At 69.4% G+C, this 26772-nt stretch carries 18 protein-coding genes, 1 tRNA gene and 1 pseudogene; 9 read left to right on the forward strand and 11 right to left on the reverse strand.

All coding sequences use genetic code 11. The features are described from left to right. Positions 1-18: 18 nt before the first annotated feature. Positions 19-276, forward strand: a complete 258-nt coding sequence (locus tag HYG95_RS21220) for an HPr family phosphocarrier protein (protein WP_067491599.1) — start codon at positions 19-21, stop codon at positions 274-276. Positions 277-347: 71 nt separating this feature from the next. On the opposite strand, the gene HYG95_RS21225 is transcribed toward HYG95_RS21220, so the two are convergent. Beyond that, positions 348-1679 carry a lipase family protein gene (locus HYG95_RS21225; RefSeq protein ID WP_181700387.1) on the reverse strand — a complete coding sequence of 444 codons (1332 nt, stop codon included), beginning with the start codon at positions 1677-1679 and terminating at the stop codon, positions 348-350. Between the two features lie 244 nt (positions 1680-1923). Continuing rightward, positions 1924-1997: transfer RNA gene (locus tag HYG95_RS21230), tRNA-Met, on the reverse strand. Between the two features lie 354 nt (positions 1998-2351). On the opposite strand from HYG95_RS21230, the gene HYG95_RS21235 reads away from it, so the two are divergent. Continuing rightward, a complete protein-coding gene (locus tag HYG95_RS21235) occupies positions 2352-2900 on the forward strand; it encodes a transglycosylase family protein (RefSeq protein ID WP_181700389.1) in 549 nt (182 codons plus the stop codon). Between the two features lie 67 nt (positions 2901-2967). Here HYG95_RS21235 and HYG95_RS21240 read toward each other — a convergent pair whose 3' ends face one another. Next, on the reverse strand, positions 2968-5949 hold the full coding sequence (locus HYG95_RS21240; protein WP_181700391.1) for a UPF0182 family protein: 2982 nt from the start codon (positions 5947-5949) through the stop codon (positions 2968-2970). Positions 5950-6106: 157 nt separating this feature from the next. Here HYG95_RS21240 and HYG95_RS21245 point away from each other — a divergent pair, with 157 nt between their 5' ends. Next, a complete protein-coding gene (locus HYG95_RS21245) occupies positions 6107-6685 on the forward strand; it encodes a PPA1309 family protein (protein ID WP_067491592.1) in 579 nt (192 codons plus the stop codon). A gap of 122 nt (positions 6686-6807) precedes the next feature. Here HYG95_RS21245 and HYG95_RS21250 read toward each other — a convergent pair whose 3' ends face one another. Next, positions 6808-7833 carry a PDZ domain-containing protein gene (locus tag HYG95_RS21250; protein WP_181700393.1) on the reverse strand — a complete coding sequence of 342 codons (1026 nt, stop codon included), beginning with the start codon at positions 7831-7833 and terminating at the stop codon, positions 6808-6810. 127 nt (positions 7834-7960) lie between these two features. Between HYG95_RS21250 and HYG95_RS21255 the strand changes: the two genes are divergently transcribed. From HYG95_RS21255 to HYG95_RS21265, 3 genes are all read left to right on the forward strand, one after another. After that, the gene (locus HYG95_RS21255) at positions 7961-9379 is read left to right on the forward strand and encodes a zinc-dependent metalloprotease (RefSeq protein WP_181700395.1); all 1419 of its coding nucleotides are present in this window, start codon (positions 7961-7963) and stop codon (positions 9377-9379) included. A gap of 207 nt (positions 9380-9586) precedes the next feature. Further along, positions 9587-10462, forward strand: a complete 876-nt coding sequence (locus tag HYG95_RS21260) for a TOMM precursor leader peptide-binding protein (protein ID WP_181700397.1) — start codon at positions 9587-9589, stop codon at positions 10460-10462. A gap of 49 nt (positions 10463-10511) precedes the next feature. Beyond that, positions 10512-11861, forward strand: a complete 1350-nt coding sequence (locus HYG95_RS21265) for an ABC1 kinase family protein (protein ID WP_370465870.1) — start codon at positions 10512-10514, stop codon at positions 11859-11861. 148 nt (positions 11862-12009) lie between these two features. On the opposite strand, the gene HYG95_RS21270 is transcribed toward HYG95_RS21265, so the two are convergent. The 3 genes from HYG95_RS21270 to HYG95_RS21280 all read right to left on the reverse strand — a co-directional run bounded on the left by HYG95_RS21270 (position 12010) and on the right by HYG95_RS21280 (position 15069). Continuing rightward, positions 12010-12336: a WhiB family transcriptional regulator gene (locus tag HYG95_RS21270; protein ID WP_279537537.1), complete on the reverse strand. Its 327-nt coding sequence runs from the start codon at positions 12334-12336 to the stop codon at positions 12010-12012. Positions 12337-12469: 133 nt separating this feature from the next. Beyond that, entirely contained in the window at positions 12470-12802 is a 333-nt protein-coding gene (locus HYG95_RS21275) for a hypothetical protein (RefSeq protein WP_181700401.1), read from the reverse strand. A 110-nt stretch (positions 12803-12912) separates the two neighbouring features. Further along, entirely contained in the window at positions 12913-15069 is a 2157-nt protein-coding gene (locus HYG95_RS21280) for an ATP-dependent DNA helicase UvrD2 (protein WP_181700418.1), read from the reverse strand. Positions 15070-15159: 90 nt separating this feature from the next. Between HYG95_RS21280 and HYG95_RS21285 the strand changes: the two genes are divergently transcribed. Next, on the forward strand, positions 15160-15390 hold the full coding sequence (locus HYG95_RS21285; protein WP_067637296.1) for a mycoredoxin: 231 nt from the start codon (positions 15160-15162) through the stop codon (positions 15388-15390). A 309-nt stretch (positions 15391-15699) separates the two neighbouring features. Here HYG95_RS21285 and nudC read toward each other — a convergent pair whose 3' ends face one another. The 4 genes from nudC to HYG95_RS21305 form a co-directional block, all read right to left on the reverse strand. Then, complete coding sequence (nudC, locus tag HYG95_RS21290) at positions 15700-16593, reverse strand: NAD(+) diphosphatase (RefSeq protein WP_181700403.1); 894 nt, start codon at positions 16591-16593, stop codon at positions 15700-15702. A 23-nt stretch (positions 16594-16616) separates the two neighbouring features. After that, complete coding sequence (locus HYG95_RS21295; protein ID WP_067491584.1) at positions 16617-17669, reverse strand: TrkA family potassium uptake protein; 1053 nt, start codon at positions 17667-17669, stop codon at positions 16617-16619. 366 nt (positions 17670-18035) lie between these two features. Next, on the reverse strand, positions 18036-21845 hold the full coding sequence (locus HYG95_RS21300) for an ATP-dependent DNA helicase (RefSeq protein ID WP_181700405.1): 3810 nt from the start codon (positions 21843-21845) through the stop codon (positions 18036-18038). Continuing rightward, positions 21842-25477 (reverse strand): ATP-dependent DNA helicase, encoded by a 3636-nt coding sequence (locus tag HYG95_RS21305; protein ID WP_181700420.1) that lies wholly within the window; start codon positions 25475-25477, stop codon positions 21842-21844. The genes HYG95_RS21300 and HYG95_RS21305 overlap by 4 nt, the downstream gene beginning before the upstream one ends. A 114-nt stretch (positions 25478-25591) precedes the next feature. On the opposite strand from HYG95_RS21305, the gene HYG95_RS21310 reads away from it, so the two are divergent. After that, positions 25592-26380: an alpha/beta fold hydrolase gene (locus tag HYG95_RS21310; protein ID WP_181700407.1), complete on the forward strand. Its 789-nt coding sequence runs from the start codon at positions 25592-25594 to the stop codon at positions 26378-26380. A gap of 3 nt (positions 26381-26383) precedes the next feature. Further along, positions 26384-26584: pseudogene (locus HYG95_RS21315) on the forward strand (MGMT family protein); the annotation flags it as partial. Positions 26585-26772 lie beyond the last annotated feature (188 nt).

The raw sequence follows: 26772 nt of genomic DNA on the forward strand, positions 1-26772 counted from the left end.
CACAACAAGGAGAAACCCATGCCGAGCACCACCGTCACCGTCGGCTCCTCGGTCGGCCTGCACGCGCGCCCCGCCGCCCTGATCGCGGAGGCGGTCGGTGCGGCGGGCGTGCCCGTCACCATCGCGCTCACGGGTGGCGATCCGGTCGATGCCGGGTCGGCGCTGATGATCATGACCCTCGGCGCGGGTCAGGGCGCGGAGGTCGTCATCAGCTCCGACGATCAGCCGACCCTCGACAAGATCGCGGAGCTGGTGGCCAGCGACCTCGACGCCTGACCACACGCTCTACCGCCGACGGCGCCGACTCCCACCAGGGGCGGCGCCATCGGCTTTTGTCGCGGCCACGGTCAGGGGCACTCCCGCGGCGCTGGTGTCCCGGCCAGCCGGGCATCCATCCACTCCATCGCACCGGACCAACCGGCCATCATCCCGAGACTGTGTTCGGTGGGCAACGACCGGAAGACCACTTGCGTATCGCCTGCGCAGTGCCGCCTGGCGACGGCGAGGCCCTGCTCCGGTGGTACGCCGAAATCGAATTGCCCGTGATAGATGTACAGCGGCGCGTCGGCGGTGCGGCCGCTCAGGTCGGTGCGCGTGAAGATCTCCCGGATCGCGTCGGAGGCGAGCGGGTTCGGTGGTGACATCCCGACATCCACCGGCAGGCCGAGCAGACCGAGCGGGCCGTTGCTGTCACCGCAGAGGTCGCGGATCGGCGAGGTCGCCACCCACTGACCGAGATGGTTCAGCTGGGCGAGCAGGGTGGGGTGCTCGCGGGCGACGGCGAAGCCCGCGGCCATCAGGATTCCGGAGGCGAAGCTGCCGTTGAAGCGAGCGGCGATGGCGGGATAGTCGCTGATCAGCGCGCCCATGGCGACGCCGGCGAGCGCGTCGCCGAGTTCGGGTGCGTATTCGGGTTGCAGCACGGCGGCGCCGTAGGCGGCGATCGCGCCGCCGGAGTACCCGCCGACGGCGAACCGGCTGTCGCCGAATACCTCGGGGCGCACCGCACGCACCGCGCGGATCGCGTCGAGCACCGCGTGCCCGGCGACCGTCGGCTCCGCGTACGCCATCAACGGTCCCTCGTGATCGGGCACGAGCACCGCATGGCCGCGGTTCAGCGCCCAGGCCATCGTCGGTGGGAAGAGGTCGCCCATGTTGAATTTCGGGTGGGCACCGTGTGCGAGCCCGTATCCCGGCGTGCAGGTCGCGCCGAGGGAGTTGATCGGCAGGGCGTTGACCACCACCTGCCTGGTCGTTCCGGACGGGGGCGCGGCAGCGGGGACGAGAAGCGTCGCGGTCGCGAAGGACGGCGCGCCCCGCGAGTCGGTTGTGCGGAATTTCAGCAGCAAGGCCTGCTGGATCGGCACGACCGCGAACGGCGCCGCCGTGGCCGTCACATCGCGCTGTTCGATGATCTCGCCCGGGCGCCGGTCCGCGAGGTCGGCGGGCCAGGCGTCGAACAGGGGGTCGCCGGTGGGGGTGGCGCGGGTGGCTTGCCACAGGGCGGCGACGTCGGCGGGCAGGTCCTTGACCAGTTGTGTGGACGCCGCGGGCAGCGAGGGGGCGGGCAGGACGTCGTCGACCAGCGACGGGCCTGCCCAGGCCGGGGCTGGGGTGATCGCCGCCGCGACGGCGAGCGCGGCGATCGCGCAGGTTCGCAAACTACCGGGCCGCGACATGTGGTCCCTCCCCAGGAGCATCAGCCGAAGCGTGGGGCGGTCGACCTCACGCGGCCATCGAGGCCGTCTCGAACCTATGCCGGGGAATCCCTGGGGAACACGGTGTCGGCTACGTCCTTGTACATGTCACCGACGGTGAACAGCGGGAACGGTGACGGTCAACAGGGTCGCGAGACTCAGCCGTCCGGCACCTGGACAAAAAAGAAGACGGTCCTGACTTTGTGGTCAGGACCGTCTTCGTTTGTAGCGGGGACAGGATTTGAACCTGCGACCTCTGGGTTATGAGCCCAGCGAGCTACCGAGCTGCTCCACCCCGCGTCGGTGAATACAACATTACACACGGGTTAGCGTAGATGCCAAATCTTCAGGTCAGGCCGGGTTTTTCGCGGTTCCGGAGCGATCTTCACGAACATGGGGACGCCGAGGAAGCGTTCGATTGTGATGACCATCACCTGATTCTGGCCAAACCGGGATCGCGCACCTGAACCAGTGACTGGGGTCACTATTTCGCCGTGATCTCGGGCACATAACGGTGCAATCACAAACCGCTCGGCGATTATGTATTCCCGCCGGATACGGCGCATAAACCTCGAAAAGACGACTGTTCCAATCACACAATGAGTCCGTTATCAAGATGTGATCGGCGCGCAATTCTTGGTTAGCGTCTCCCCCATGACTGAAACCCGGAAATTCCGCACCCGTGCCCTCGGCGTCGCCGCCGTCACCGGCGCCCTGGTTGCCGTTCCGTTCAGCCTCGCCACCGGCACCGCCTCCGCCGCCGCCCACAACTGGGACGGCGTCGCCCAGTGCGAGAGCGGTGGCAACTGGGGCATCAACACCGGCAACGGTTACTACGGTGGCCTGCAGTTCTCGCAGAGCACCTGGGCTGCCAACGGCGGACAGGGCTCGGCCCACACCGCGAGCAAGGAAGAGCAGATCCGCGTCGCGGAGAACGTGCTCGCCACCCAGGGTGTCGGCGCGTGGCCGCACTGCGGCCGGTACCTGCAGGCCGCCGAGCCCGAGCCCATCCCGGCCCCCGTCGAGGAGCCTGCCGTCGAGCTCCCGGTCGAGCTGCCCGCCGAGGCCCCCAGCGAGGTGCGCGCCGCCGTCGACCAGGCCACCGCCGCGGGCCGTGCCCTGGCCGAGCAGTACGGTGTCGCAGGTCAGTACCAGGACCTGCTCAATGCCAACGCCCCGCTGATCGCGCAGATCGCCGGCTGATCCACTTTTCCCCCTGCAGCAAGAAGGCCCCGCCGATTCCGGCGGGGCCTTCTTGTGTCGCGAACCGTTACCGGCCGCCGGCGTCCTGGTATGCCTGCACGGCCTTGTCCAGTTCCTCGAGCGCCTTACCGAAATCGGCGAAGTTGCCCGTGCGCATCGCGGTGCGCACCGCCTCGATCTTGCGGCTCAGCTCGGCCGCGGCGGCTTCCTGAGTCGGCGTCGACGGGGTGCCCGACGCGGGCGGCGGCGGAACGACGCCACCGGCGGGCGGGGTCGAGCCCTGGTCGACCGGCGGGGTCGCCCCCGGTTTCGGCTTCACCGACGGGTCGCCACCGAACGGTGTCGCCAGCGAACCTGCCCCTGGGATCACCTGATTGAGCGCGTCGGCCAGGGTCGCCGCGTAACCGACCTTCACACCGCCACCGGAGTCGCGGTAGCTCACCAGCACACGCAGCAGCTGCGGGAAGGTCGACGAACCCGTGTTGCGTTCGTTGTAGAACGGCTCCACGTACAGGATGCCGCCGTCGGCTACCGGCAGGGTGAGCAGATTGCCGTAGCGGATCTTGTTCGAGTTCGACAGCAGCGTCTTCTCCCGTGACACCGCGTCGGCGGTGGTCATCGAGTTCTGCGTCTGCTGCGGACCCTGCGTCTGCGTCTCGCCGGGCAGCTGCAGCACTGTGAACTTGCCGTAGCCCTCCGGGTCCGACCGCACCGAGATGTAGGCCGACAAATACTCGCGGTTGTAGCCGACCATCGAGGAGGTCAGGTTGAACACCGGCTTGTTGGTCTTCGGATCACCGAGCAGCACGTAGTACGGCGGCTGGTTGAAGGTGCCGCCCTCGATCGTCGGATCGCTGGGCACCGACCAGAAGGCGTTGTTGGTGAAGAACTCGCGCGGGTTGTCCACGTGGTACTTGGTGAGCATCTCGCGCTGCACCTTGAACAGGTCTTCCGGGTAGCGGAAGTGGGCGCGCAGTTCCGCCGAGATCTCGCTCTCCGGCTTCACAGCGTCGGGGAAGACACCCTGCCAGGCGTTGAGCACCGGGTCGTTGGTGTCGGTCTCGTACAGGGTGACGGTGCCGTCGTAGGCGTCGACGGTGGCCTTCACCGAGTTGCGGATGTAGCTGACCTCCTTGCGCGGGATGGCCCGGCCGGTCTTCTTGTCGATGCTGTCCTCGACGGCGCCGTCGAGCGAGGTCGACTGCGCGTAGGGGTACTTGTCGAGGGTGGTGTAGGCATCGACGATCCACACGATGCGCTCACCGACGACCGCCGGGTAGGCGTTGCCGTCGGTGGTCAACCACGGCGCGACCTTCTGCACCCGGTCGCGCGGCGACCGGTTGAACAGGATCTTGGAGTCCTCGCTGATCGCCGAGGAGAACAGGATGTTGCGCTCGGCGTACTTGGCGGCGAAGGCCAACCGGTTGAACCAGTTGCCCACCGGCACGCCGCCGCTGCCGTCGTAGGTGAATTGCGCCGTGTCGGAGTCGTATTCGCGCGGTGCCTCACCCTCGGCGGTACCGACGATGGCGTAGTCGGGGTCGGTCTGGGAGATCAGCTCGCCGAAGTAGATGCGCGGCTGGTCGACCTTGATCTGCTGCTTGTCCTTCTCGGTGAACAGGTCGCTCACCGTGAACAGCGGATAGCCCGAATCACTGCCACCCGATGCGCTCTGCGCGTCGGACTGCGGCTTGTTCACCCGGTTGGCGGGCGCGGCGACGAAGCCGTTGCCGTGGGTGTAGACGGTGTGCTGGTTGATCCAGTCCTTCTGGTTACCCGACAGTGCCGCCGGATGCAGCTCGCGCGCGGCGACGATGTAGTCCTGGAGCTCGCCGTTGACGTTGTAGCGGTCGATGTCGAGCGACTCCGGGAAGCCGTAGAAGTTCTTGCGCTGCTGCAGCTGGGTGAACGTGGGCGAGAGGATGTTCGGGTCGAGCAGCCGGGCATTGCCGATGGTCGCCGCGTCGGCGGGCACCTCGAGCGGGCTCTTGGTGCTCACACCCTGATAGTCGCGATACTCGACCTTGTCGTCGGTGATGCCGTACGCCTCGCGCGTGGCCTGGATATTGCGCTCGATGTACTGGCTTTCCTTCTCGGCGGCATTGGGTCGCACCGAGAACTGCTCAACGACCATCGGCCACACCGCGCCGACCAGGATCGAGGAGAGCACAAGCAGCGCCGCCGCCATCGCGGGCACCCGCAGATCGCGCAGCACGATGCCGGCGAAGAACGCGATCGCGCAGATCACCGCGATAGAGAGCAGGATCAGCTTGGCCGGCAGTACCGCGTTGATATCGGTGAACGACGGACCGCTGAAGGTGGGTTCCTTGCGCGTGCTCGACAGCAGGTCGTACCGGTCGAACCAGTACGCCACGGCCTTGAGCAGCACGAAGATGCCGGCGATCACGGCCAGCTGCACCCGAGCGGCACGGGTGAGCGCGCCCTCGCGTCCGGCCAGGCGCAGGCCGCCGAACACGTAGTGGGTCACCAGGTTCGCGAAGAACGCGATGACCACGGCGACGAACAGCCAGTTCAGCACCATCCGGTAGAACGGCAGGTCGAAGGTGTAGAACCCGATGTCGAGATGGAACTGCGGGTCCTGCTGACCGAAGTCGCCGCCGTGCAGGAACAGCTGCACCGTTGCCCAATTCGACTGCGCCACCAGGCCCGACAGCAGGCCGAGCAGCACCGGGATGCCGATGCCGAACCAGCGCAGCCGCGCCATCACGGTGGTGCGGTAGCGCGCGATCGGATCGTTGGGCCCGGCGACCGGCACGAACACCGGACGCGAACGGTAGGCGAGCAGCAGCGCCGCCCACACCACGAGCCCGACGAACAGGCCGATCACGACGAACAAGATGAACCTGGTGCGCAACACGCCCAGATACACACTGCGATAACCGACCTCGCCGAACCACAACCAGTTCGTATAGGCGTCGGTGAGGCGGGGCCCGAGTAGCAGCAGCGCCGCGAGGACGACAGCCGTCACCAGCAGCACACGGCTGCGTCGGGACAACGAAGGTAAGCCGGTGGGGGGCCGCATGCCCACGGTGCCACTCTCCATGCTCCGGCGGTTCCGCGACCGATTCCGGGCGCGGACACCGCAGTCCGATGTTGCGGGTGATCCTGTTCGGGATCGTTGGCGCCCACTCTACGGAAATCGGACACCATGCAAGCGGCAGGGCCGAAAATGATTGGATGGTCGGGTGACCGATGACGAGCACGCCGAAGTTCTCCTCGCCCGCTGTGTGCGCGAGGTCGTCGAGTTCGCCGACGCCGAGGGCTGGGGCAATCCGCCGCAGATGTTCGCGTTGGTGCCGACCGCCGACCTGGCCGCGGCCGAACCGGACCTGCAGGATCAGCTCGACGACGGCAGCGAACTGACACCCGTGGCCCAGGAAGCCTTCCCCGACGACATCACCGGCGGTTCGATGGCGCTCGACGAATTCCTGGCCACCACCACCTGGCCGCCCGCGGTCGAGGGTTGCGTGCTCGTCCAGGAGATCGTGGTGCTGCCGCCGGACGCGGAGAGCGATCTGGACGAGGCGCTCGTTCCGCTGCTCGCCGACGACGAAGCCGCCGACGCGGCCGGGCGCGCCGCCGCCCACGCCCACCCGGGCCGCCGCGACGCCCGCCTCATCGCGGGCGTGTTGCGCCAGGGCGCGTCGCTGTGCCTGCTGCAGATCCGTCCCGAGGACGACGACGGCTTCGGCGACCTCGACCTGCGCACCTACCCGAACCTGGCACCGGGCCTCGTCGAGGCCCTGCACCACACTCTCGAGTGATCAACTGCCGTGTTCTCGGCGCGTCCCCCGCCTCTGGACTGACCGGAGGGTGCGACGAAGGAGTGCCCGGAGGGAGGGAAGAGGCGGGGGTTCAGCGTCGAGAACCGCGGCGCCAGCCGCCATCATGCACAGCTGATGGGTTCGCGGCCCGCTTCGATGTCGGACAGGGCGGTGATCGCGGTGTCGAGGGTGTCGACCTTCACCAGCCGCAGCCCTTCCGGGATGCGCTGAGCTGCCTCGTTGCAGTTGGCGGCGGGCACGAGGAAGGTTTCGGCGCCCGCCTCACGCGCGGCGATCATCTTGTACTGGATGCCGCCGATCGGGCCGACCTTGCCGTCCTGGTCGATGGTTCCGGTGCCCGCGACGAACTTGCCGCCGTTGAGTTCGCCGGGTGAGAGCTTGTCGATCAGGGCCAAGCTGAACATGAGCCCGGCCGAGGGACCGCCGATATCGGCGAGGTTGAACTCCACCTTCAGCGGCGGGCGCCCACCCTCGCCGAGGCCGATGCCCAGGTAGCCCTTGTTGCTGTCGTCGGGGCGGGCGGCGAGGGTGATCGGGGTGGTCTGCTCGACGTCGCCGCGCCGGTAGACGACGGTGATGACGTCGCCGGGTCCCTTGGTGCCGACCAGGTCGATCACTTCTCGGGGCGCGTTGATCGGCTTGCCGTCGATGCTGATGATCTGGTCGTCGGCGGCGAGGATGTCCTTGGCCGGGCCGTCCTCGACGACACCGCGCACCAGGACCACCGTCGGCAGCTTCAGGTGGTGCAGCGCGGCGACCTCGGCGTTGCTCTCGGAATCCTTGAAGTCCTGCTGGTTGGACTTGTCGACCTCTTCGCGCGACACGCCGGGCGGGTACACCTCGGCGCGCGGGACGAGGCCGTGCTCACCGCTCACCCAGAACCCGAACGCTTCGAACAGGTTCAGCTCGTCGCGGACCGAAACGGTCGTCATATTGAGCTGACCGGTGGTCGGATCGAGGGGTGCGCCCGTGACGTCGACCACCTGCTTACCGTCGACCTGTCCGAGGGTGTCGAAGGTCGGGCCGGGGCCGAGTGCGACGAACGGAACGGTGACCACACTGCCGACCACGCCGAGCACGAGGACGGGTACCAGGGCCACGATCAGGGTGAGGATCCGACGATTCACTCCGACCACAGTAGTGATCACCTTCGCCGGGCGACGGTAGTGGCACGCTTTTGCGCCGTCGGCCCCGCCGACGATTTCGCGATGCGCGAACACCGTGGACCGGCAGGTCCCGCGTAACGTAAGAGGCATGAGCGATCACCCCTTCGGCTTCTCGAACCGCGACGACGACGAGTCCGGTAAGCGTCGCGACGAGGCGAACGGACCCGGCGGATCGGATCCGTTCGGTTTCGGGGCGGGCGGCACGGGCGGTTTCGACCCGTCGCAGCTGGGTCAGATGCTGACCCAGCTCGGCCAGATGATCAGCGGCATGAGTCAGGGTGGCAGCCCGGGCGGCGCCCAGTCCGGTCCGGTCAACTACGACGTGGCCAAGCGGCTGGCGCGTCAGCAGCTCGGTGCCACCGTCGCACCGATCGCCGCGAAGACCTCCTCCGCCGTCGCCGACGCGGCGCACCTGGCCGAGCTGTGGCTCGACGGTTCGACCGTCCTTCCGGCGGGTGCGAACAAGACCGTGGCATGGACGGCCAACGACTGGATCGAGGAGACGCTGCCCACCTGGAAGCGCCTGTGCGACCCGGTGGCCGAGCAGATCTCCGGCATGTGGACCGCGCAGTTGCCCGAGGAGGCCAAGCAGTTCGCCGGTCCGATGGTCGGCATGCTCGGCCAGATGGGTGGGCTCGCGTTCGGTTCGCAGCTGGGTCAGGCGCTCGGTCAGCTGGCCAAGGAGGTGCTCACCTCCACCGATATCGGTCTTCCCCTCGGACCGGCCGGAACCGCCGCGCTGCTGCCGAGCGCGATCGCCTCGTTCAGCGAGGGACTCGAGCAGCCCGAGAGCGAGATCATGGTGTTCCTCGCCGCTCGTGAGGCCGCGCACCAGCGGCTGTTCGCGCATGTGCCGTGGCTGCGTCAGCAGGTGCTCGGGGCGGTCGAGGCGTACGCGCGCGGCATCAAGATGGACTTCTCCGCGCTGGAGGACGCCGCCCAGAACATCGATCCGATGATGCTCAGCGATCCGTCCAAGCTGGAGGAACTGCTCTCGCAGGGCACTTTCGAACCGCAGACCACGCCCGAGCAGAAGGCCGCACTGGAACGTCTGGAGACGCTGCTGGCGCTGATCGAGGGCTGGGTCGACGTGGTGGTCTCCGACGCGGTCGGCGAGCGGTTGCCCGGTGCGACGGCGCTGTCGGAGACGCTGCGTCGCCGCCGTGCGACCGGTGGGCCTGCCGAGCAGACCTTCGCGACGCTGGTCGGTCTCGAGCTGCGCCCGCGCAAGGTGCGTGAGGCCTCGGCGCTGTGGCGCAGGCTCACCGACGACGCGGGCATGGAGCGTCGCGACGGGGTGTGGGCACACCCCGACCTGCTGCCCGATTCCACCGACCTCGACTCCCCCGCCGGGTTCATCGACTCCGTGATCGGCGGCGGCACAGGCGCTTTCGACGATCCGCTGGCCCAGCTCGCCGAGACCGAGGCCCGCGAGCGCGACCAGGCGCAGCAAGACGAGAAGAAGTCCGACGACACCGGCGACGACCCGGAGTCCGACCACTCGTGAGGGTGCGCGACCACCGGCGGTGAAAAACTTTCCGCCGGTGGTTGCGCGACACGGCTTTTCGGCGTGGCTCCGTCTCGAATCGCCGTAACGACGGGCGGAACATCGTCTGTTCACAAGGCGAGATCGTCGAAGCGACACGCCCAAAACCTGTGGATAACTGGGCTTTCGGGCCCTGGTCGCAGGCGAGGCGATGCCGATACTTCTGGCATGACGACCACAACACCACTGCGCGGCCCGATGCTGCACCCGAGGGTGACCACTCTGGTCCGGCCCTCGGGCACGGTGCAACTGGGCTGGGACCCCGAACGCGCGCTCGTCCTCGAGACCACCGAGCTCGACACCGGCACGGTGCTCGCCTTCCTCCGGCTGCTCGACGGTCTGCAGTCGCGGCCGCAGATCATCTGGCGCGCCGGAGAATTCGGTATCTCCCCCGATCGCACCGTCGCGTTGCTCACCGCGATCGACCGGGCGGGGCTGCTGCTGCAACCCGAGCGCAAACAGGCCAAGATCCGGTCGATCACCGTGCACGGGCTCGGCCCGTTGTCCGACGCGGTGACGATCGGGTTGCGCCGCATGGGTTTCCGGCCCTCACGATCGCGCACGTTCCGCCCCGAGGTGGTGGTCGGTGCCCCCGGCTGCGATCTGGTGGTACTCACCGACGCGCTGATGATCGACCCGCGTCTGTCGGTCGACCTGGTGTTGCGGAGGGTGCCGCACCTGCAGGTGCGCGTGCGTGACGGTATCGGCGTCGTCGGTCCCCTCGTCCTGCCCGGTCAGACCAGCTGCCTGCGGTGCGCTGATCTCACCCGTGCGGGCCTCGACCACGACTGGCCGCACCTGGCGGCGCAACTGCTCGGCCGCACCGGCCACGCCTCCCCTGCCGGCGTGGCGGCGACCACCGCACTGGCGCTCGGCGAGCTGGAAGCCATCGTCGAATGCTCACCGCGACGACGGCCCGCGACCCTGGACGCCACTATGGAACTCGACCTCGATTCGCACGAACTGCACCGCAGGCCGTGGCCACCGCACCCGGAATGCGGCTGCCGGACACTGGCCGGTCATCGCGCGGAGGTGACCCGATGATCGCCGGTGTGAGCATTCCCATGGCACAGCGGCCGCAGGTTCGGCCATGATGGGTAGCGTGTCCGAGATCGTGCGCCGCAGCTCAAGCCGCAATGCCAAGTTGGCCAAAATTCCGCTCGGCATCGCGGGGCGAGCCGCCGTCGGGTTCGGCAAGAAGCTCGTCGGGGGTGACAAGCAGCAGATCAACGCCGGATTGAACCAGAAGGCCGCCGAGCAGTTGTTCGCCGTGCTCGGTGAACTCAAGGGCGGCGCGATGAAGTTCGGCCAGGCCCTTAGTGTGATGGAAGCCGCCGTGCCCGAGGAATTCGGCGAGCACTATCGCGAGGCCCTCACCAAGTTGCAGGCCGCCGCACCGCCGATGCCGATCGAAACGGTGCACCGGGTACTGGACCAGCAGCTCGGCACCAAGTGGCGTGATCGTTTCCAGTCCTTCGACGACACCCCCGCCGCGTCGGCGAGCATCGGTCAGGTGCACCGGGCGGTGTGGTCGGACGGGCGCGCGGTGGCGGTGAAGGTGCAGTACCCCGGCGCCGACGAGGCGCTGCGCGCCGACCTCAAGACTCTGTCGCGGATGTCGGGTCTGCTGGCGTCGGTGATCCCCGGCGCGGACGTGAAGCCGCTGCTCGCCGAGATCACCGAGCGCACCGAGGAAGAACTCGAGTATCGCATCGAGGCGGCCAACCAGCGCCGCTTCGCCGCTGCCTTCGACGGGCACCCGCACATCGTGGTCCCCAAGGTCGTGGCGGGTGCGCCGAAGGTGATCGTCACCGAATGGCTGGACGGCACGCCGGTCTCGGCGCTCATCAAGGCGGGCGCCGACGACCCGGAGGGTACGCGCGCGCAACGCAATCGGATCGCCGAGCTGATGGGCGCCTTCCACTTCTCCTCCCCCGAGCTGGTCGGCCTCCTGCACGGCGACCCGCATCCGGGTAACTTCCTCGTGCGGCCCGACGGCAAGCTGGCCGTCCTCGACTTCGGTGCCTGCGCGCCGATGCCCGGCGGTTTCCCCCGCATCCTCGGCGAGATGCTGGCGCTGGCGGTCGCCGAAGACCACGAGGCCCTCACCCGGCTGCTCTACGAGCACGGGTGGGTGATTCCGGGTCGCAAGGTGACACACGAGGAGATCGAGGCCTACCTGCGCCCGTTCAGCGACCCGATCCGCACCGACACCTTCCATTTCACGAGGGCCTGGATGCAGCGGGTCGCGGGCAAGGCATCGGAATTCTCCAGTCCGGAGATGAAAACCGCTCGGGCGCTGCAACTCCCGGCGGAGTACGTGATGATCTTCCGCGTGCTCGGCGGCTCCGTCGGCATCCTCGCCCAGCTCGACGCGGAACTGGGTTTCATGAGACTGGTCCGCACCTGGGTGCCCGGCTTCCCGGCCGAGCAAGCCTCCTAGCCGCACAGAACAAACGAACCGCCCACCGACGCACGGTGAGCGGTTCGCTTGCGGTACAACCCTTTTCCGGGGTTCATGCTGTGTTCATGCGGCATGCTCGGGCGGCCTGCGTGGTTACACTCCGCTGCCGCCTCCAGCCGCTGACCGCTCATGCCGGGATCGCGACCTTGCGCGGGCGACCACGCGGGCGCTTGCGGGCGATCACGACACCCTGGTCGAAGATCTCACCGCCCCAGACACCCCACGGCTCGCCGCGGTCGATGGCCGCCGTCAGGCAGCCCTTACGGATCGGGCAGGAGGCGCACAGCTGCTTGGCCTGCTCGAGATCGGTGGGGCTCTCGGCGAACCACAGATCGGGGTTTCCGGCCCGGCAGGGCAGGGTCTTGGTGGTGACCTCACGGACGCGAGGGGTCTGCGCCACGGTTCGGCATGTCACGTCAGTAGTGGCCGTCGGCCAGTCCTGGGCGGTGAACACGTCGTTCTCCTTCAGCTCGTTGCAGTCGTGGTGTTCGGTGTGCGAACCCGGAGCCTGCGGCTGAGGAGCCGAAAACAATGGCCACGGATTTCGCTTCTCGCGATCCGTGGCCAGGAGGTCTAGGGAGGAATTCCTACCTAGTTCGACATCTGTGTCGAGACCTGAGCACGGTCGCTGGGTGGACGCGGAGGCGGGTTGCGCCGCCGAAGACTGCCGGTGCATATCCGGCCTCATCGGCGACGGTGTCTGCCGATGCCGGAACGGCGGTCGGCTGCCAACCCACAATGGGCTTGTCCTGGAGACGAATAGGGCTGTGCCGATGCATGACAGTCATCGGGACAGCTTTGGTATCGACGCCGGACAGACCGGTCCCCTGCAGAGCGAGGACCCCCCGGGAGGCGGACACCATGAATTCGTTCACCAGGTCGCGATTGCCCATCGCGACGAATGCGGTGTTGCTGTTCATCTGACTGCCTCCCTCCTGAACTCGTGTGCTGATAGTTTCCGCGCGCCGAGATCACTCTCGGTGCGTGCTGTCCACCATAGGCAAAGATCGATAACCGGACAACCTATTTTCTACCTGGGGTTTTGTGTCTTCGCCCGCATCCGCGACGCGACGATCGCGAGCACATCGGCGCCGTACTGCTCGATCTTCTTCGGGCCGATGCCCGCGATCGCCGCCAGCCCCTTGTCGTCGGCGGGGAGCTGTTCGGCGATGGCGGTGAGGGTGGTGTCGGTGAACACCACGAAGTCGCGCACGCGCAGGACCTCCGCCTTCTCCGCGCGCCACTCCTGCAGGGCCGCGAGCAATTCGGCGTCGAGTTCGGCCGGGCAGCGCCTGCAGCGGCCGAGCATGGAGGCGTAGGTGCCGATCAGCGGTTTCGCGCAGACCCGGCACAGTGGGCGTTTGCCGTCGGCGTCCTTGGGGCCCGTGGCCGTCGCGGCGATGCGCGAGGCGGGCGAGTCGTCGGGGACGAGGCCGTTGAGGAACCGCGAACGCCTGCGCACCCGTCGGCCACCCTCGGCGCGGGCCAGCGACCACGAGACCGCGAGATGTTCACGCGCGCGGGTGACGCCCACGTAGAGCAGCCGGCGTTCCTCTTCCAGGCCCGCCTGGTCGGACGGGCTGCCGTCGTCGCCGAGCACGTGCTGGATCGGGAGCGTGCCGTCGCTGACGCCGACGAGGAACACCGCGTCCCATTCCAGGCCCTTGGCCGCATGCAGCGACGCCAGCGTGACGCCTTCGACGGTCGGCGGGTGTTTGGCCTCGGCGCGGGTGGCGAGCTCGCGAAGCAGCCCGGTGAGGTCGATCTCCGGGTCGTGGCCGACGAGTTCCTCGGTGAGCTGCACCAGTGCGAGCAGCGCGGACCAGCGTTCCTTGGCCTGGGCGCCGGCGGGTTCCTCGGCGGTGAGCCCGACCGAGGCCAGCTCGGCGCGGACCAGCGTGATGAGTCCACCCCCGCTGCGCGCCTCGTCGGGCAGGTCGTCGCGGGTATCGGCCTGACGCAGCTTCTGTACGGCCTGGCGCACCTCTTGGCGCTGGAAGAACCCTTCGCCGCCGCGCACCTGGAACGGGATACCGCGCTCGTTGAGCGCCTGTTCGAACGGTTCGGACTGAGCGTTGATCCGGTAGAGCACCGCGATCTCGGCCGCCGGTGTGCCCGCGGCGATCAGCTTCTTGATCTTGCCCGCGACGGCCGCGGCCTCGGCGGGCACGTCGGGGTACTCGGCGAATTCGGGTTCCGGGCCGTCGGGGCGCTGGCCGACGAGCGCGAGCCGGGTGCCCGCGATGCGGCCGCGCGCGGCCCCGATCACGCGGTTGGCCAGCGACACCACCTGCGGGGTGGAGCGATAGTCGCGTTCGAGCCGGATGACGGTGGCGTCGGGGAAGCGGCGGGAGAAGTCGAGCAGGTAGTTGGGGGTGGCGCCGGTGAAGGAGTAGATGGTCTGGTTGGCGTCGCCGACGACGGTGAGGTCGTCGCGCTCGCCGAGCCAGGCGTCGAGCACCCGCTGCTGCAGCGGCGTGACGTCCTGGTACTCGTCGACGACGAAACTGCGGTATCGGCCACGGAATTCGTCGGCGACAGCCGGGTAGTCCTCGAGCGCGGCGGCGGTGTGCAGCAGCAGGTCGTCGAAGTCGAGCAGCAGGCCGTCGGCGGAGGTTTTCGCCGACTCGTACCCGGCGTAGACCTGGGCCACCCGGGTGACCTCGACCGGGGCGTCGCGGTGGTATTTCGCGGCGGCCGCCGGATAGTCCTCCGGGGCGATCAGCGAGGCCTTGGCCCACTCGATCTCGCTGAGAAGGTCGCGGATCAGTTCGGTCGAGCTGCCCAGTCCCGCCCGGTTGGCGGCCTGTGCGACCACGGGGAACTTGCTGTCGAGCAACCGCCACGGCACATCGCCGACGACCTGCGGCCAGAAGTACCGCAGCTGCCGCAGCGCCGCCGCGTGGAAGGTGCGTGCCTGCACCTGCCCGGCGTCACCGCCGAGGCCCATCGCCCGCAGCCTGCCGCGCATCTCCCCCGCGGCGCGCGCGGTGAAGGTCACCGCCAGGACCTGGTCGGCTTTCACGTGACCGCCTGCGATCAGGTGTGCGATGCGGTGGGTGATGGTCCTGGTCTTGCCGGTACCCGCGCCCGCGAGCACACACACCGGTCCCCTCGGTGCCCGCACCGCGGCGGCCTGTTCCGGGTCGAGGGCGGCGAGATCGAGTGCTGACACGGCCACCATCATGACAGCGCCCGCCGACAAGAACCCGGCCGGAACACCAGGGCCGGTCGAGACGTTGCACATCGCGTGAGCGAAACAACCCCTGACCTGACGATGTACTCCACCACCTGGTGCGGCTACTGCCGCCGCCTCAAGACCCAGCTCGACGAGGCGGGCATCACGTACACGGTGATCGACATCGAAGAGGATCCCGCCTCGGCCGACTTCGTGGGAAGCGTCAACAACGGCAACCACGTCGTGCCGACGGTGAAGTATCGGGATGGATCGACTGCGACGAATCCGACGTTGGCGCAGGTCAAGCAGGCTTTGGCGGCTCAGAGCTGATCACATCGGAGTGCAGTGGCCGCCGCACTCCCAGCTACCCGGCACTACTTTCAGTCCGTCATAACCGCACTCCCGGCCCCGTACGTCCCGACCTCGAGGAGGGACCGCCGCGAAGCGGCGTAGCGGCCCGGCCGCGAGTTAGCCGCCGTTGCGCATGCGCGAAGCGCGAGCAACGGCGGCTAACTCGCGGCCCCCCAGGGGCCGCGCTCGAGCGCGCCAGCGCTCCAAAAACACAGTCAGTACCTACCTGTGCGCAAGACAAAAGGGCCGGGCACGTCGAAAACCGCACCCCGACCTGTCAATTCGAACTCAGACCTCCGCCCAGGATTCGATGATCGTTCGGGCGATCGAGATGGAACCGGGGACGAGGAGGCGCGCGTTGGTGTCGCGGGTCGACCAGTCGCCGAGATTCAGCGCGGCACGGACCTCGTCGCGGGTGAACCAGTGCGCTTCTTCGATCTCACCGTCAGAGAAGGCGAGTTCCTGCGCGGGATCGCCGACGGCGGCGAACCCGACCATCAGCGAGCGCGGGAACGGCCACGGCTGGCTGCCCAGGTAGTGGATCTCGCGCAGGTCGACACCGACCTCCTCGCGGACCTCGCGTTCCACGCACCGTTCCAGCGATTCACCCGCTTCGACGAAGCCGGCGAGCAGCGAGAACATCGCGGGCGGCCAGCTGTGCTGGCGGGCGAGCAGTACACGGTCGGCGCCGTCGTGGACCAGGACGATCACGGCGGGGTCGATGCGGGGGAACTCCTCGACGCCGGTGCCGGTCAACCGGGACCAGCCGCCGCGCGCGAGGGTGGTCGAGGTCCCGTCACCGCCGTGAAAACCGGCATGGTCGTGCCAGTTGAGCAGGGCGTAGGCCGTGGAGAGCAGTTCGGCGGTGAAGTCGTCGACCGCGCCGAGCGTGCGCAGATCCTTCAGCGTGCCCTCGAGTTCCGGCTCCCGCACCGCCCACAGGTGCGCGCCCTCGGCGACTCCGAGGAACACCGCCCGGTCCTCGGGAAAATCACCGAACGCGGTGGCCGCGTCGAGGACGACGGTGCCGCCGTCCACCCGCACCCGCCCGCGCGGATCCACCCGCAGCACCCGGGCCTTACCCCAACCCTCGCGCAGCGCGGCGGGATCGACCCGCACGTGCTCGGCCCGATCGATGGTGGAACGCGACAGCAGCGGAACGTCTTTCAGCCGGAAGGACACATCGCCGAGCCTAGCCGGTGCCGCTATTTGCCGCCGTTGCGGATGTAGAGCAGCTTGTCGCCCGCGTCGAGCGCGTCGACCTCGGGCTCACCGACGCGGATCAGCTGACCGTCGCGCACCACGCCCAGCACGATGTCGGACAGGTGACGCGGCGACCCGCCGACCTCGCTCGGCTCCACCTCACGCTCGGCCACCGCGAAACCCTCTTCGGGGGTGAGCAGGTCCTCCATCATCTCCACGACCGTCGGGGTGGTCGTGGCGATCCCCAGCAACCGGCCCGCCGTCTCCGACGACACCACCACCGAATCGGCGCCGGACTGGCGCACGAGGTGGGTGTTCTCGGCCTCGCGGATGGCGACACAGATCTTGGCGGTCTTGTTCAGTTCGCGGGCGGTGAGGGTGACCAGCACCGCGGTGTCGTCGCGGTTGGTCGCCACGATCACCGACGACGCCCGCTGCACGCCGGTCAGACGCAGCACATCGGACTTGGTCGCCGAACCGTGCACGGTGACCAGACCCGCACCCGCCGCCGCCTCCAGCGCGATCGGATCGGTGTCGACGACGACGATGTCGGAAGCCTGCACACCGTCGCCGAGCATGGCATCGATCGCGGTGCGTCCCTTGGTGCCGTAACCGACGACAACGGTGTGATTGCGCACGGTGTGCCTCCATCGCTGAATCTTGAACGCCTGCCGGGACCGCTCGGTGAGCACGCTGAGAGTGGTGCCGACCAGCACGATCAGGAACAGGACACGCAGGGGTGTGATGACGATGATGTTCACCAGCCGCGCGGACGGGGTGATCGGGGCGATATCGCCGTACCCGGTGGTCGACAGCGACACCGTGGCGTAGTACATCGCATCGAGGAACGACAACTCGTCACCGGAGTTGTCGCGGTAGCCGTGGCGGCCCAGATACACCACGCCCGCGGCGGTGAACAGCAGCAGGATCGCGAAAAGGACGCGGCGGGTGAGCGAGGTCCAGGGACTGATCTGCTCGACCGGGATGCGCAACAAACCGACCAGCGCGTAGTCGGGACTGCTACTCAGCCCGAGCGGGCGGCGCTTGTCGAACATCGTCGCGCTCCTTTTTTGGCGGCTGGCGCCGCGGGTCTCGGCGCTAAACGCCGCCTCTTCCCTCCCTACGGGCACTCCTTCGTCGCACCCTTCGGTCAGTCCAGAGGCGGCGACGCGCCGAGACCGGCCGTCGTATTCGCTTCGCGAGGAAGACTAGCTGGCGTCGCGGGTCTCGGTACGGAACGCTGCCCCTTCCCTCCCTACGGGCACTCCTTCGTCGCACCCTTCGGTCAGTCCAGAGGCCGCGACGCGCCGACACCGGCCGTCGTATTCGCTTCGCGAGGAAGACTAGCTGGCGCCGCGGGTTCGGCGCTGAACACCGCCTCCACCGGTCGTGGTTTTCCGCTTCGCGGGAAGAGTATCGGCTCAGTGGGGGGCTTGCTGTTCGGTGTCCTTGTTTTCCGGGGCGGCGTCGTGGATGAGGCGGGCCAGTTCGTCCGGGCCTGCCAGGTCGGTGGGGGCGATGGTGCGGCCGGAGCGCACGTAATGGAAAGCGGCGCCGACTCGTTGGAGGATCGCGTCCTCGGATTCGCCGGTGCGGGCGGCCACCAGGCGGGCCCAGGCCAGGCGGTACACGGCGAGCTGCATGGCGACGGCGGGTTCGTCGGCGGGGCCGGGTTCGGCGCCGGTCTTCCAGTCGACGACGATCCAGCGGCCGCCGGGTTCGGCGAAGACGGCGTCCATCCGGCCGCGGATAACTGTGCCCGCGATGCTGGTTTCGAACGGCACTTCCACGTCGATGGGGTTGCGGTGCGCCCAGGGTGAGCGACGGAAGGCGGCCTGCATGGTGGCGAGTTCCTGATCGGCGGGGCCCGCCGTGTCGGCGGCGCCGGGCAGTTCGTCGAGGCCGAGCAACTGGTCGGTGCTGTACCAGGACTGCACCCAGGCGTGAAAAGCGGTGCCGCGCCGGGCCATCGGGTTCGGTGGGTAGGGCAGGGGGCGGCGTAGGCGGGCGGCCAGGCGGGTGGGGTCGGCGCGCAGTTCGACCAGTGCGGTGGCGGGGAGCTGACCGGGCAGTTCCACCTGCTGTTCGGCGAGTTCGGCCGCGGTGAACTCGGCGAGCAGGGCGTCGACGTCGTTGGCCCAGCCTTCGGGATCGTCGTCCTCGGGCGCGGATTCGGTCGGCGTGCTGCGTAACTGGTCGAGGGCTTCGCGGACGAGGGTGGCGCCCTGTTCGATGGGGTCGCGGCGGTCGCCGAGGGGGTCGCGGGGCCACTGGGCGGTCGGCGGGTTGTCGGCGAAGGGGTTGGCCGCGTCGGCCGATGGTTTGTCGTCCCAACGGACGACGGTCGCGACACCGTGGGCGGGGCTGTCGGGGTCGTCGTTGGCCTCTTTGAGTTCGAGCAGGAACTCCGACGGCCCCTTCTGCGAAGTGCCGGTTTCGGGCCAGTAGTAGGCCGAAACCAGCAGTACCCGTTCGGTTCTGGTGAGGGCGACGTAGAACAGGCGGCGCTCTTCGTCCAGGCGGCGGCTCTTGAGGGCGTCGCGGTGCTCGGCGATGGCTTGTTCGAGTTCGGCGCGGTCACCGACGCCGCTCAGGTCGAGGACCGGGACGCCTTCGGCGGCGTCGGGCTGGGCGCGGTCACCGCGCAGGGTGATGGGGAGTTCGGTGAGGGCGCCGAGCCAGGTGCTCAGTGCGGTGGTCGAGGGGAACACCGAGGCGCTCACGTGCGGCACCGCGACGACCTCCCATTCGAGGCCCTTGGCCGCGTGCACCGTGAGCACCTGCACGCGATCGCGGGCGACCTCCACTTCGCCCGGCTCCAAACCGTTTTCGACGGATTCGGCGGCGGTGAAGAAGGCGAGCAGGCCGCTGAGCGAGGCACGCGAATCGGCGGCGTAGCCCGCGACGACCTCGGCGAAAGCATCCAGGTGCTCGCGGCCCGCGCCACCGCCCGCGATGGCGCGGCGGGTCTGGGTTTCCACGCCGACACCGATCGTCCGCTCGACATCGGCGACGAGTTCGACCAGTGGTTGCCCACTGCGTTCGCGCAGGGCGGCCAGTTCCTCGCCGAGTGCGATGATGCGCGCGTAACCCGCCTCCGAATAGTTCTCCGCCGGACCGGGGTCGGCGATGGCGTCGGCAAGTCCCGCCCGCTCGGTCGGTTCGGGGGCGACCTCGCGCAGGGCCGATGCCAGCCCGCTCGCGTCGGTGATCGCGGTGGAGGCATCGCCGGACAGGCTGCCGATCGACAGCATGCGCGCCCGCTTGGCCAGGGCAGCGAGGTCGGCGACACCGATGCGCCAGCGCGCGCCGGTGAGGATGCGCACCGCCGCGCTTCCGGTGCCCGGTTCGGCGATTAGTCGCAGCGTGGCGACGATGTCGGCCACCTCGGGGGTCGCCAAAAGGCCACCGAGACCGACGATTTCGACCGGAAGACCCTGTTCGCGCAAGGCTTCGGCCAGTGGTGCGGCATCGGCGTTGCGCCGGATCAATACCGCGGATGTAGGCGGCGGTTTACCGTCTTCCCGTGCCTGGATCCATTCGCGGGCGATCCGCTCGGCGATCCAGTCGCGCTCCTGCGCAACCGTTTCCGTGAGCGCCAATTCGACAGTGCCCGCATGCGCATCCGGCTTGGCACGCAGAGCATCCACAGTCGCACCCCCGGCCGCGCGCGCCCGCAACCGCAACGGGTCGGCCACGAGATTCGCCAGCGCCAGCGCTTCCGGCGGATTCCGCCAACTGGTGAGCAACGGCAGGATCGGCGCCGGAACACCCTCGCGCACAGGGAAATCCGTCGCGAACCGAGGTAGGTTCGCCGCCGATGCACCACGCCACCCGTAGATCGATTGCATCGGATCACCGACCGCCGTCACCGCAAGCCCGCCGGAACCTGTTTCCCCACCCCTACTTCCGCACCCCGACCCGCCAGTACCGTCTTCACCCAGCAGGCCGGAGTCCGAGGAATCGGCGCCGCCGCCATCTGCACGAACGTAGCGCTCACCACCGCCGGCACCACCGCGCCGCCCACCGCCCCCGTCCCCATGGCGACCCTCACCATCGGCCTGACCGCGGTAACCCTCACCATCCGCCTCACCACGGCGACCCTCACCATCCGACTCTCCAGGGCGACCTTCGCCTGCGACGCCATCGCGGCGCTCACCACCCCCATCACCGTGGCGACTGGAGCCAGCTGCCCGGCGCCCGTCGGGGCCGATTTCACCGTGGGCTGGGTCGTCCGACCACAGCGTCGCATGGTCGGGCGTGGCCGATGCCCGCACACGTACCGGCTCGGTGCGCCGATTGTGTTCTACCGCTTTCGCATTGCCGAACAGGGCCGACAGGAGGACGCGTTGGGCGTGGCCGGTGTCCTGGTATTCGTCGAGCAGGACCAGTTTGAAGCGGGCGCGCTCGGCGGCGGCGACCTCCGGGTGGTCGACGGCCAGGCGGGCAGCCAGGGACATCTGCGAGCCGAAGTCGAGAGCGCCTCGGCGCTCGAGTGCCTCGGCGAGCTGACGGACCAGCGGCAGCAGGGCGACGCGCTCGCGCTGGGCGTTGACCACGTCCTGGAGCTTCTGGCTCGGACCACCGCGCTGACGCGGTCCGGCGGGCAACGTGTAGACGAGTTTTTCCAGCTCGGCGTGGGCTTCGGCGAGTTCCTCCGGCTCCACCAGATGCTCGGCGAGCTGCCCGGACAGCGCGAGCACCGCCTCGGTGACCGAGACGGGGGTGCGGTCGGTATCGAGGTCGCCGTCCCAGGAGCGGACCACCTCGTGGGCGAGCTGCCACAGCTGCGTCTGGGTGAGCAGCGCGGCCGAGGGTTCCACCGGCAGCAGCAGACCGTGCGCGGTGAGCAGCCTGCCCGCGTACGAGTGGTAGGTGCTGATCTCCGGTTCGGCGCCCGCGATGACAGTGCGCAGCGCACCGCTGGGATCGATCTCGCGCACCAGCGGTGCGCCAGCCAAGCGGGCGAGCCGGGTACGGATGCGAGAGGTCAACTGCTGTGCGGCTTTTCGGGTGAAAGTGAGACCGAGCACCTCGTCGGGGGCGACGAGCTGATTCGCGACCATCCACACCACGCGCGCGGCCATCGTCTCGGTCTTACCCGCACCCGCGCCCGCGACCACCAACGTCGGACCGGGCGGGGCCGCGATGACAGCCGCCTGTTCGTCGGTCGGTGGCGGCAGGCCGAGCGCGTCGGCCAGCCGCTGCGGGGTGACGCGCACGCCGCTCACTCGTCGGTCACCTGCCGTCCGGTGTCACGCACGGGACAACTACCGCCGACGGGGCAGTGCCTGCACCCGTCGTTGCGCACCGCGAGGTAGCCGGGGCCGCGGGTGGCCGCGGCGGCGTCGTGAATGGTGGTTCGCCACTGCTCGAGTCCCTCGGCGTCGAGCGGGTCCTGGGCGCGTTCGGTCGCCCCGGTCTTGTTGTGCGGTTTGGCGACGTAGACCAGGCGCGCACCGCCCGGCTCACCGGGTTCGGTGTCCTCCTCGTCGAGCGCGCCGTGGGCGGCGGCGACCTGGTAGGTGGCCAGCTGGGCGTGGTCGGCGACGGTCTTCGCGCTGATCGGTGTCTTGCCCGTCTTCACGTCGACGATCACGAAGCGGCCCTGCGCGTCGCGTTCGAGCCGGTCGACCCGGCCCCGGATACGCACGGGCCGTTCCCCTTCGGCGCGCGGCGGCAGCACGCAGTCCACCGGCACCTCCACCCCGGCCTGGGTGAGTTCGCCACGGGTGGTGCGCACCCAGGCGAGGAAGGTCTCGAGCATGGCCTCGGTGCGGCGCAGTTCCTGGCGGGAGTGCCAGCCGGTGGCGGGGTCGATCGCCTTCCACGCCTGGTCGAGGGCGGCGCGCACCTGGTGTTCGGGCACGTTGCCCGCCAGTGCCTGCACCAGGGTGTGCACGAGGTTGCCCTTCACGGCGTGCGGGTTGTCGCCGTCGGTGCCGCCGTGACGTTCCAGCGCCCAGCGCAGCGGACAGGTGCGCAGCAGTTCGACGGTCGACGGGGACAGACCGATGGGCGAATCGTCGTCGTCCCACAGTTCGCGCTCGCTGCTCAGCGCCGCGGTGCCGTACCAGTCGTCGGGGTCGGTACCCGGTACACCGGCATCGGCCAGGCGTGCCAGCTGCCGGGCCGCGCGGTCGCGGCGCTGCGGGTCGGCGCCGGGATCGCAGACCACACCGCGCAATTCGGCGACCAGCGCGTGCATCACCAGCGCGCGGCCGGGATCGGCGACGGGCAGGGCGCCCGGTTCGCCGGTGTCGTCGTCGCCGAGCAGCTCGGTGAGAAAGCGAGACGGCACCAGATCCTGGTCTCCCGCAACGGATTCGACAGCTGTCACCAGCAGCGAGCGCCGAGCCCGGCTGCACGCGACGAGCAGCAGTCTGCGTTCTTCGGCGAGAATCGGGGCCGCCCGGTTCGTCTTCGCCGCCGGGTCGACACCGGTCACCAGGTCGACCAGGTCCTCGGTGTGCAGCAACGTGCCGCGCGCACGCGGGTTGGGCCAGATGCCTTCCTGTACGGCGGCGACCGCGACCACGTCCCATTCCCGGCCCGCTGCCGCGTGTGCGCTGAGCAGCGTGACGGCCTCTGTTTCGGCGGTCATCGGCCTGCCCTGCTGCGGAATCTGCTGGTGCAGCAGATATTCCACGAAACCCTCGATGCCAGCCTTGGGCAGCCGGTCGACGTAGGCCGCTGCGGCGTCGAACAATTCGACGGCGGCGTCGAGGTCGCGGTCGGCCTGCATACCGGCCGCGCCGCCGCGACGGGACTGCCGGAACCAGCGGCGCTCCAGTCGTGAACTGGTCCACAGGGTCCAGAGCACGTCCTCGAGGCCCTTGTCACGCGCTTGGGCCTGCCTGGCCTTGTCGACGGCGCGCAGCACCCGGTGCAGCGGGGCCGCCTCCACCTCGGTGAGACCGTCGAGCAGACGGGGCTCGCCGATACCGACGATGAGGTCACGCAGCACCTCTGCCGAGGACTGATCGATCAGCGGCACCTCGGCCGGTTCCGGGCGCGTCGGGGTGGCGACGACATCCAGTGCGGGTGGCATGGTTTCGGCGTCGAGAACGTCGATGTCGTCGGGAAGTCGTTCGGCGACATCCCAATCCGGTTCAGGCTCCGGGCGCAGCGGGTCGTCGGGGTCCGGCGGCGGGGGCAGCCACTCGTCGTCGATCGGATCCGGTTCGGGCTCGGGCAGTTCCGGTGGTGGCGGCGGTTCGTCCCACAGCAGGAACTGATCCGCCGCCTCGGGCGGTGTACCCGCCAGGGCGCCGGTGCGTTCGAGGTCGAGCACGCTGCGGCGGATGCCACGGCGCAACCTGCGCAGGGCGATCTGATCGGCCCCACCGAGCGGCCCCGACAGCAGATCCATGGCGTCTTCGGGCGAGAACACCGAGTCGATGGCCCGTCGCGATCCCGGCCGCGACCGGTCACCGGCCAGCAGCACCCGCAGCGCCAGCACCATCCACGCCGCGCCACGCCTGCGCGCCAGCGGTTCGGCCACGGCGGGCCTGCGCACCGGCACTCCGGCGGCCAGCAGCGCCCGCCGCAACGGCGCCAGCGACAACGGCACCGATCGCACGATCACCGCCATGTCCGACCACGGCACGCCGTCGGTGAGATGTGCCCGCCGCAGATGGTCCGCGATCAGCGCGGCTTCCTTGGCGGGCGTCGACAACACCCGAACCCGCACGCTGGTCTCGTCGTCCGGCGGCGGTCCGGCTGCCGGCTCGCCACCGCGCGATTCCACCTCGGCTTCTGGTTCGTTCAGGTCAGCGCGCGACTCCTGCCCCGGCAGCACCCGATGCCGCGCACTGCCCGGCAGCCGGGCGGCGATGCGCGCGGTGGCCAGGCGGATCGGCGCACCGCTGCGATGGTTGTGGCGCAGGATGATTCGGCGTTGGGGGCTCGTGTCGAGGTCGACGAGGAACCGCGAGTCGGCGCCACGGAAGGTGAAGACGGCCTGGTCGGGGTCGCCGGTGACAACAGTGCTCGCGCTACCGCTGCCGATCGCGCGCACCAGGGTCGCGGCTTGCGGATCCAGGTGCTGGGCGTCGTCGACGAGCAGGTAGCGGATCCGATCACGTTCGGCCGCAAGGAGATTGCGGTCACCCGCGAGCGCGTCGAGGGCGGCACCGACCAGTTCGGCGGCGTCGAGGGCGGGCGCGGTGGCTTCCGGCGCGGCCACACCGACCGACCAGCGCAGCATCGACGCCTCTTCGTAGCGTTGCAGGAACCGGCCCGCCGCCACCCACGCGTCGTTGTCGTGTTCGCGGCCCAGCCTCATCAGGTCCTCGGGGCCGATCCCGCGTTCGGTGGCGCGCAACATCAGGTCACGCAGTTGTTCGGCGAACCCGCCGAGAGCGAGCGCGGGTTGTAGGCGCGGTGGCCACAGTCCGCGCGCGCCCTGCTCGATGTCCTCGAGGTCGCCGCGCAGCATCTCGCGCAGGACCGCGTCTTGTTCGGCACCGGTGAGCAGACGTGGCGGCGGGTTGCCGTGCCGTTCGGCGTGGCGGCGCAGCACCGAGAAGGCGTAGGAGTGCAGCGTGCGCACCATGGGTTCGCGGCTGGCACCGGGGATGCCGGTGTGCGGGCCGAGCCGGTGGGTGATGGCGTCGCGCAGGGCCGCGGCGGCGTGTTTGGTGTGGGTGAGGACAAGGACCGAGGACGGGTCGGCACCGTCGGTGATGCGGGCCGCGACCAGGTCGACCAGCAGCGAGGTCTTGCCCGTGCCGGGGCCGCCGAGCACCTGCCAGGGCAGCCAACCGGGGCGCGGCGGGGCGGGTTGGGCTTGTTCGGCGAACAGCGCGCGAACAGGCGCGCCCCAGGCTCGCGGCCGGGGCGCTCGCGTCGTCCGGCGCACGAGTCGCACCGAGCTATCCGATCGCACCACATCGGCTATTGCAACAGACCCCACCGACACGCCCGCCCACCCCCATCGGGGGACACGCTGCGCGACAGCGCGCGACCGGCCACAATGACTGTCGTGTCGTCGCTTCATGTGCAACGTTTCGGCCCCGCCGACGGTCCCGTCGTCCTCGCCCTGCACGGCCTCACCGGCCATGGCAACCGATGGGAAACCCTCGCCACCCGGCATCTGCCGCAGGCCCGGGTGATCGCGCCCGACCTGCGCGGACACGGTCGTTCCACCTCGCTGCCGCCGTGGGATATCGATACTCTCGCCGCCGATGTGGCCGCACTCGTGCGGGCGGAGACCGACGGCCCGGTCGTCGTGGTCGGGCATTCGTTCGGTGGCGCGGTCGGCATCTATCTGGCGCGCGCCCATCGCGAGCTCGTGCGCTCGCTGGTGCTGCTGGATCCGGCCATCGGGATCGACCCGAAGCTGATGGAACAGGTGGCCGCCGCCGACCTGGCCTCACCCGATTACACCGATGTCGACGAGGCCCGCTCGGACAAACAGGTGAGCGCGTGGGGCCCCGACGAGGTCGACCCGGCCGAGCTCGAGCGCGAGCTCGCCGAGCACCTGGTGCCCGCCGAGGGCGGCCGGGTGCGGTGGCGCACCTTCCAGCCGGCGATCACCTCGTACTGGGGACAGCTGGCCCGTCCGTTCGTGCTGCCGCCCGCCGACGTGCCGACGGTGCTGGTCCAGGCCGCCAAGGTGCAGCCGCCGTATGTCACGGCCGAATTCCGTGGTGCGCTGGCCGCCGAGCTCGCCGATTTCACCGCTCACGACTGGGATTGCGACCACATGGTCCCGCAGGCCCGTCCCGCCGAGACGGCCGCGCTCATCGCGTCGGTGCTGTAGCCCGTGCCCGCGACGACCGACGACCAGGTGGAACGGGTGCGCGCCCTCGTCGCCGCCATCCCACCCGGCCGCGTCGCCACCTACGGCGACCTCGCCGCCGCCGTAGGCCTGTCCTCGCCGCGCACGGTCGGCTGGATCATGCGCACCGACTCCTCCGATCTCCCCTGGCACCGCGTCGTCCCCGCCTCCGGCCGCCCCCCCCCCCGCCCGCCGGTAAGGCCCCGAGCGACCCCGAACCGGGGGTAGCCGACCGGCTCGTGGACGGGCCCCGCCGAACCCTGCACCCCGCCTGGATCGTCGCGGGCGTCGGCTTCGTCGCGCTCCTCGGCGCGGCGGCCTTCCGTTCGGTCCCCAGCGTTCTGATCGAGCCGTTGCACGACGAGTTCGGGTGG

It is taken from the genome of Nocardia sp. GTS18, from assembly GCF_013839555.1.
Lineage (GTDB): Bacteria > Actinomycetota > Actinomycetes > Mycobacteriales > Mycobacteriaceae > Nocardia > Nocardia rosealba.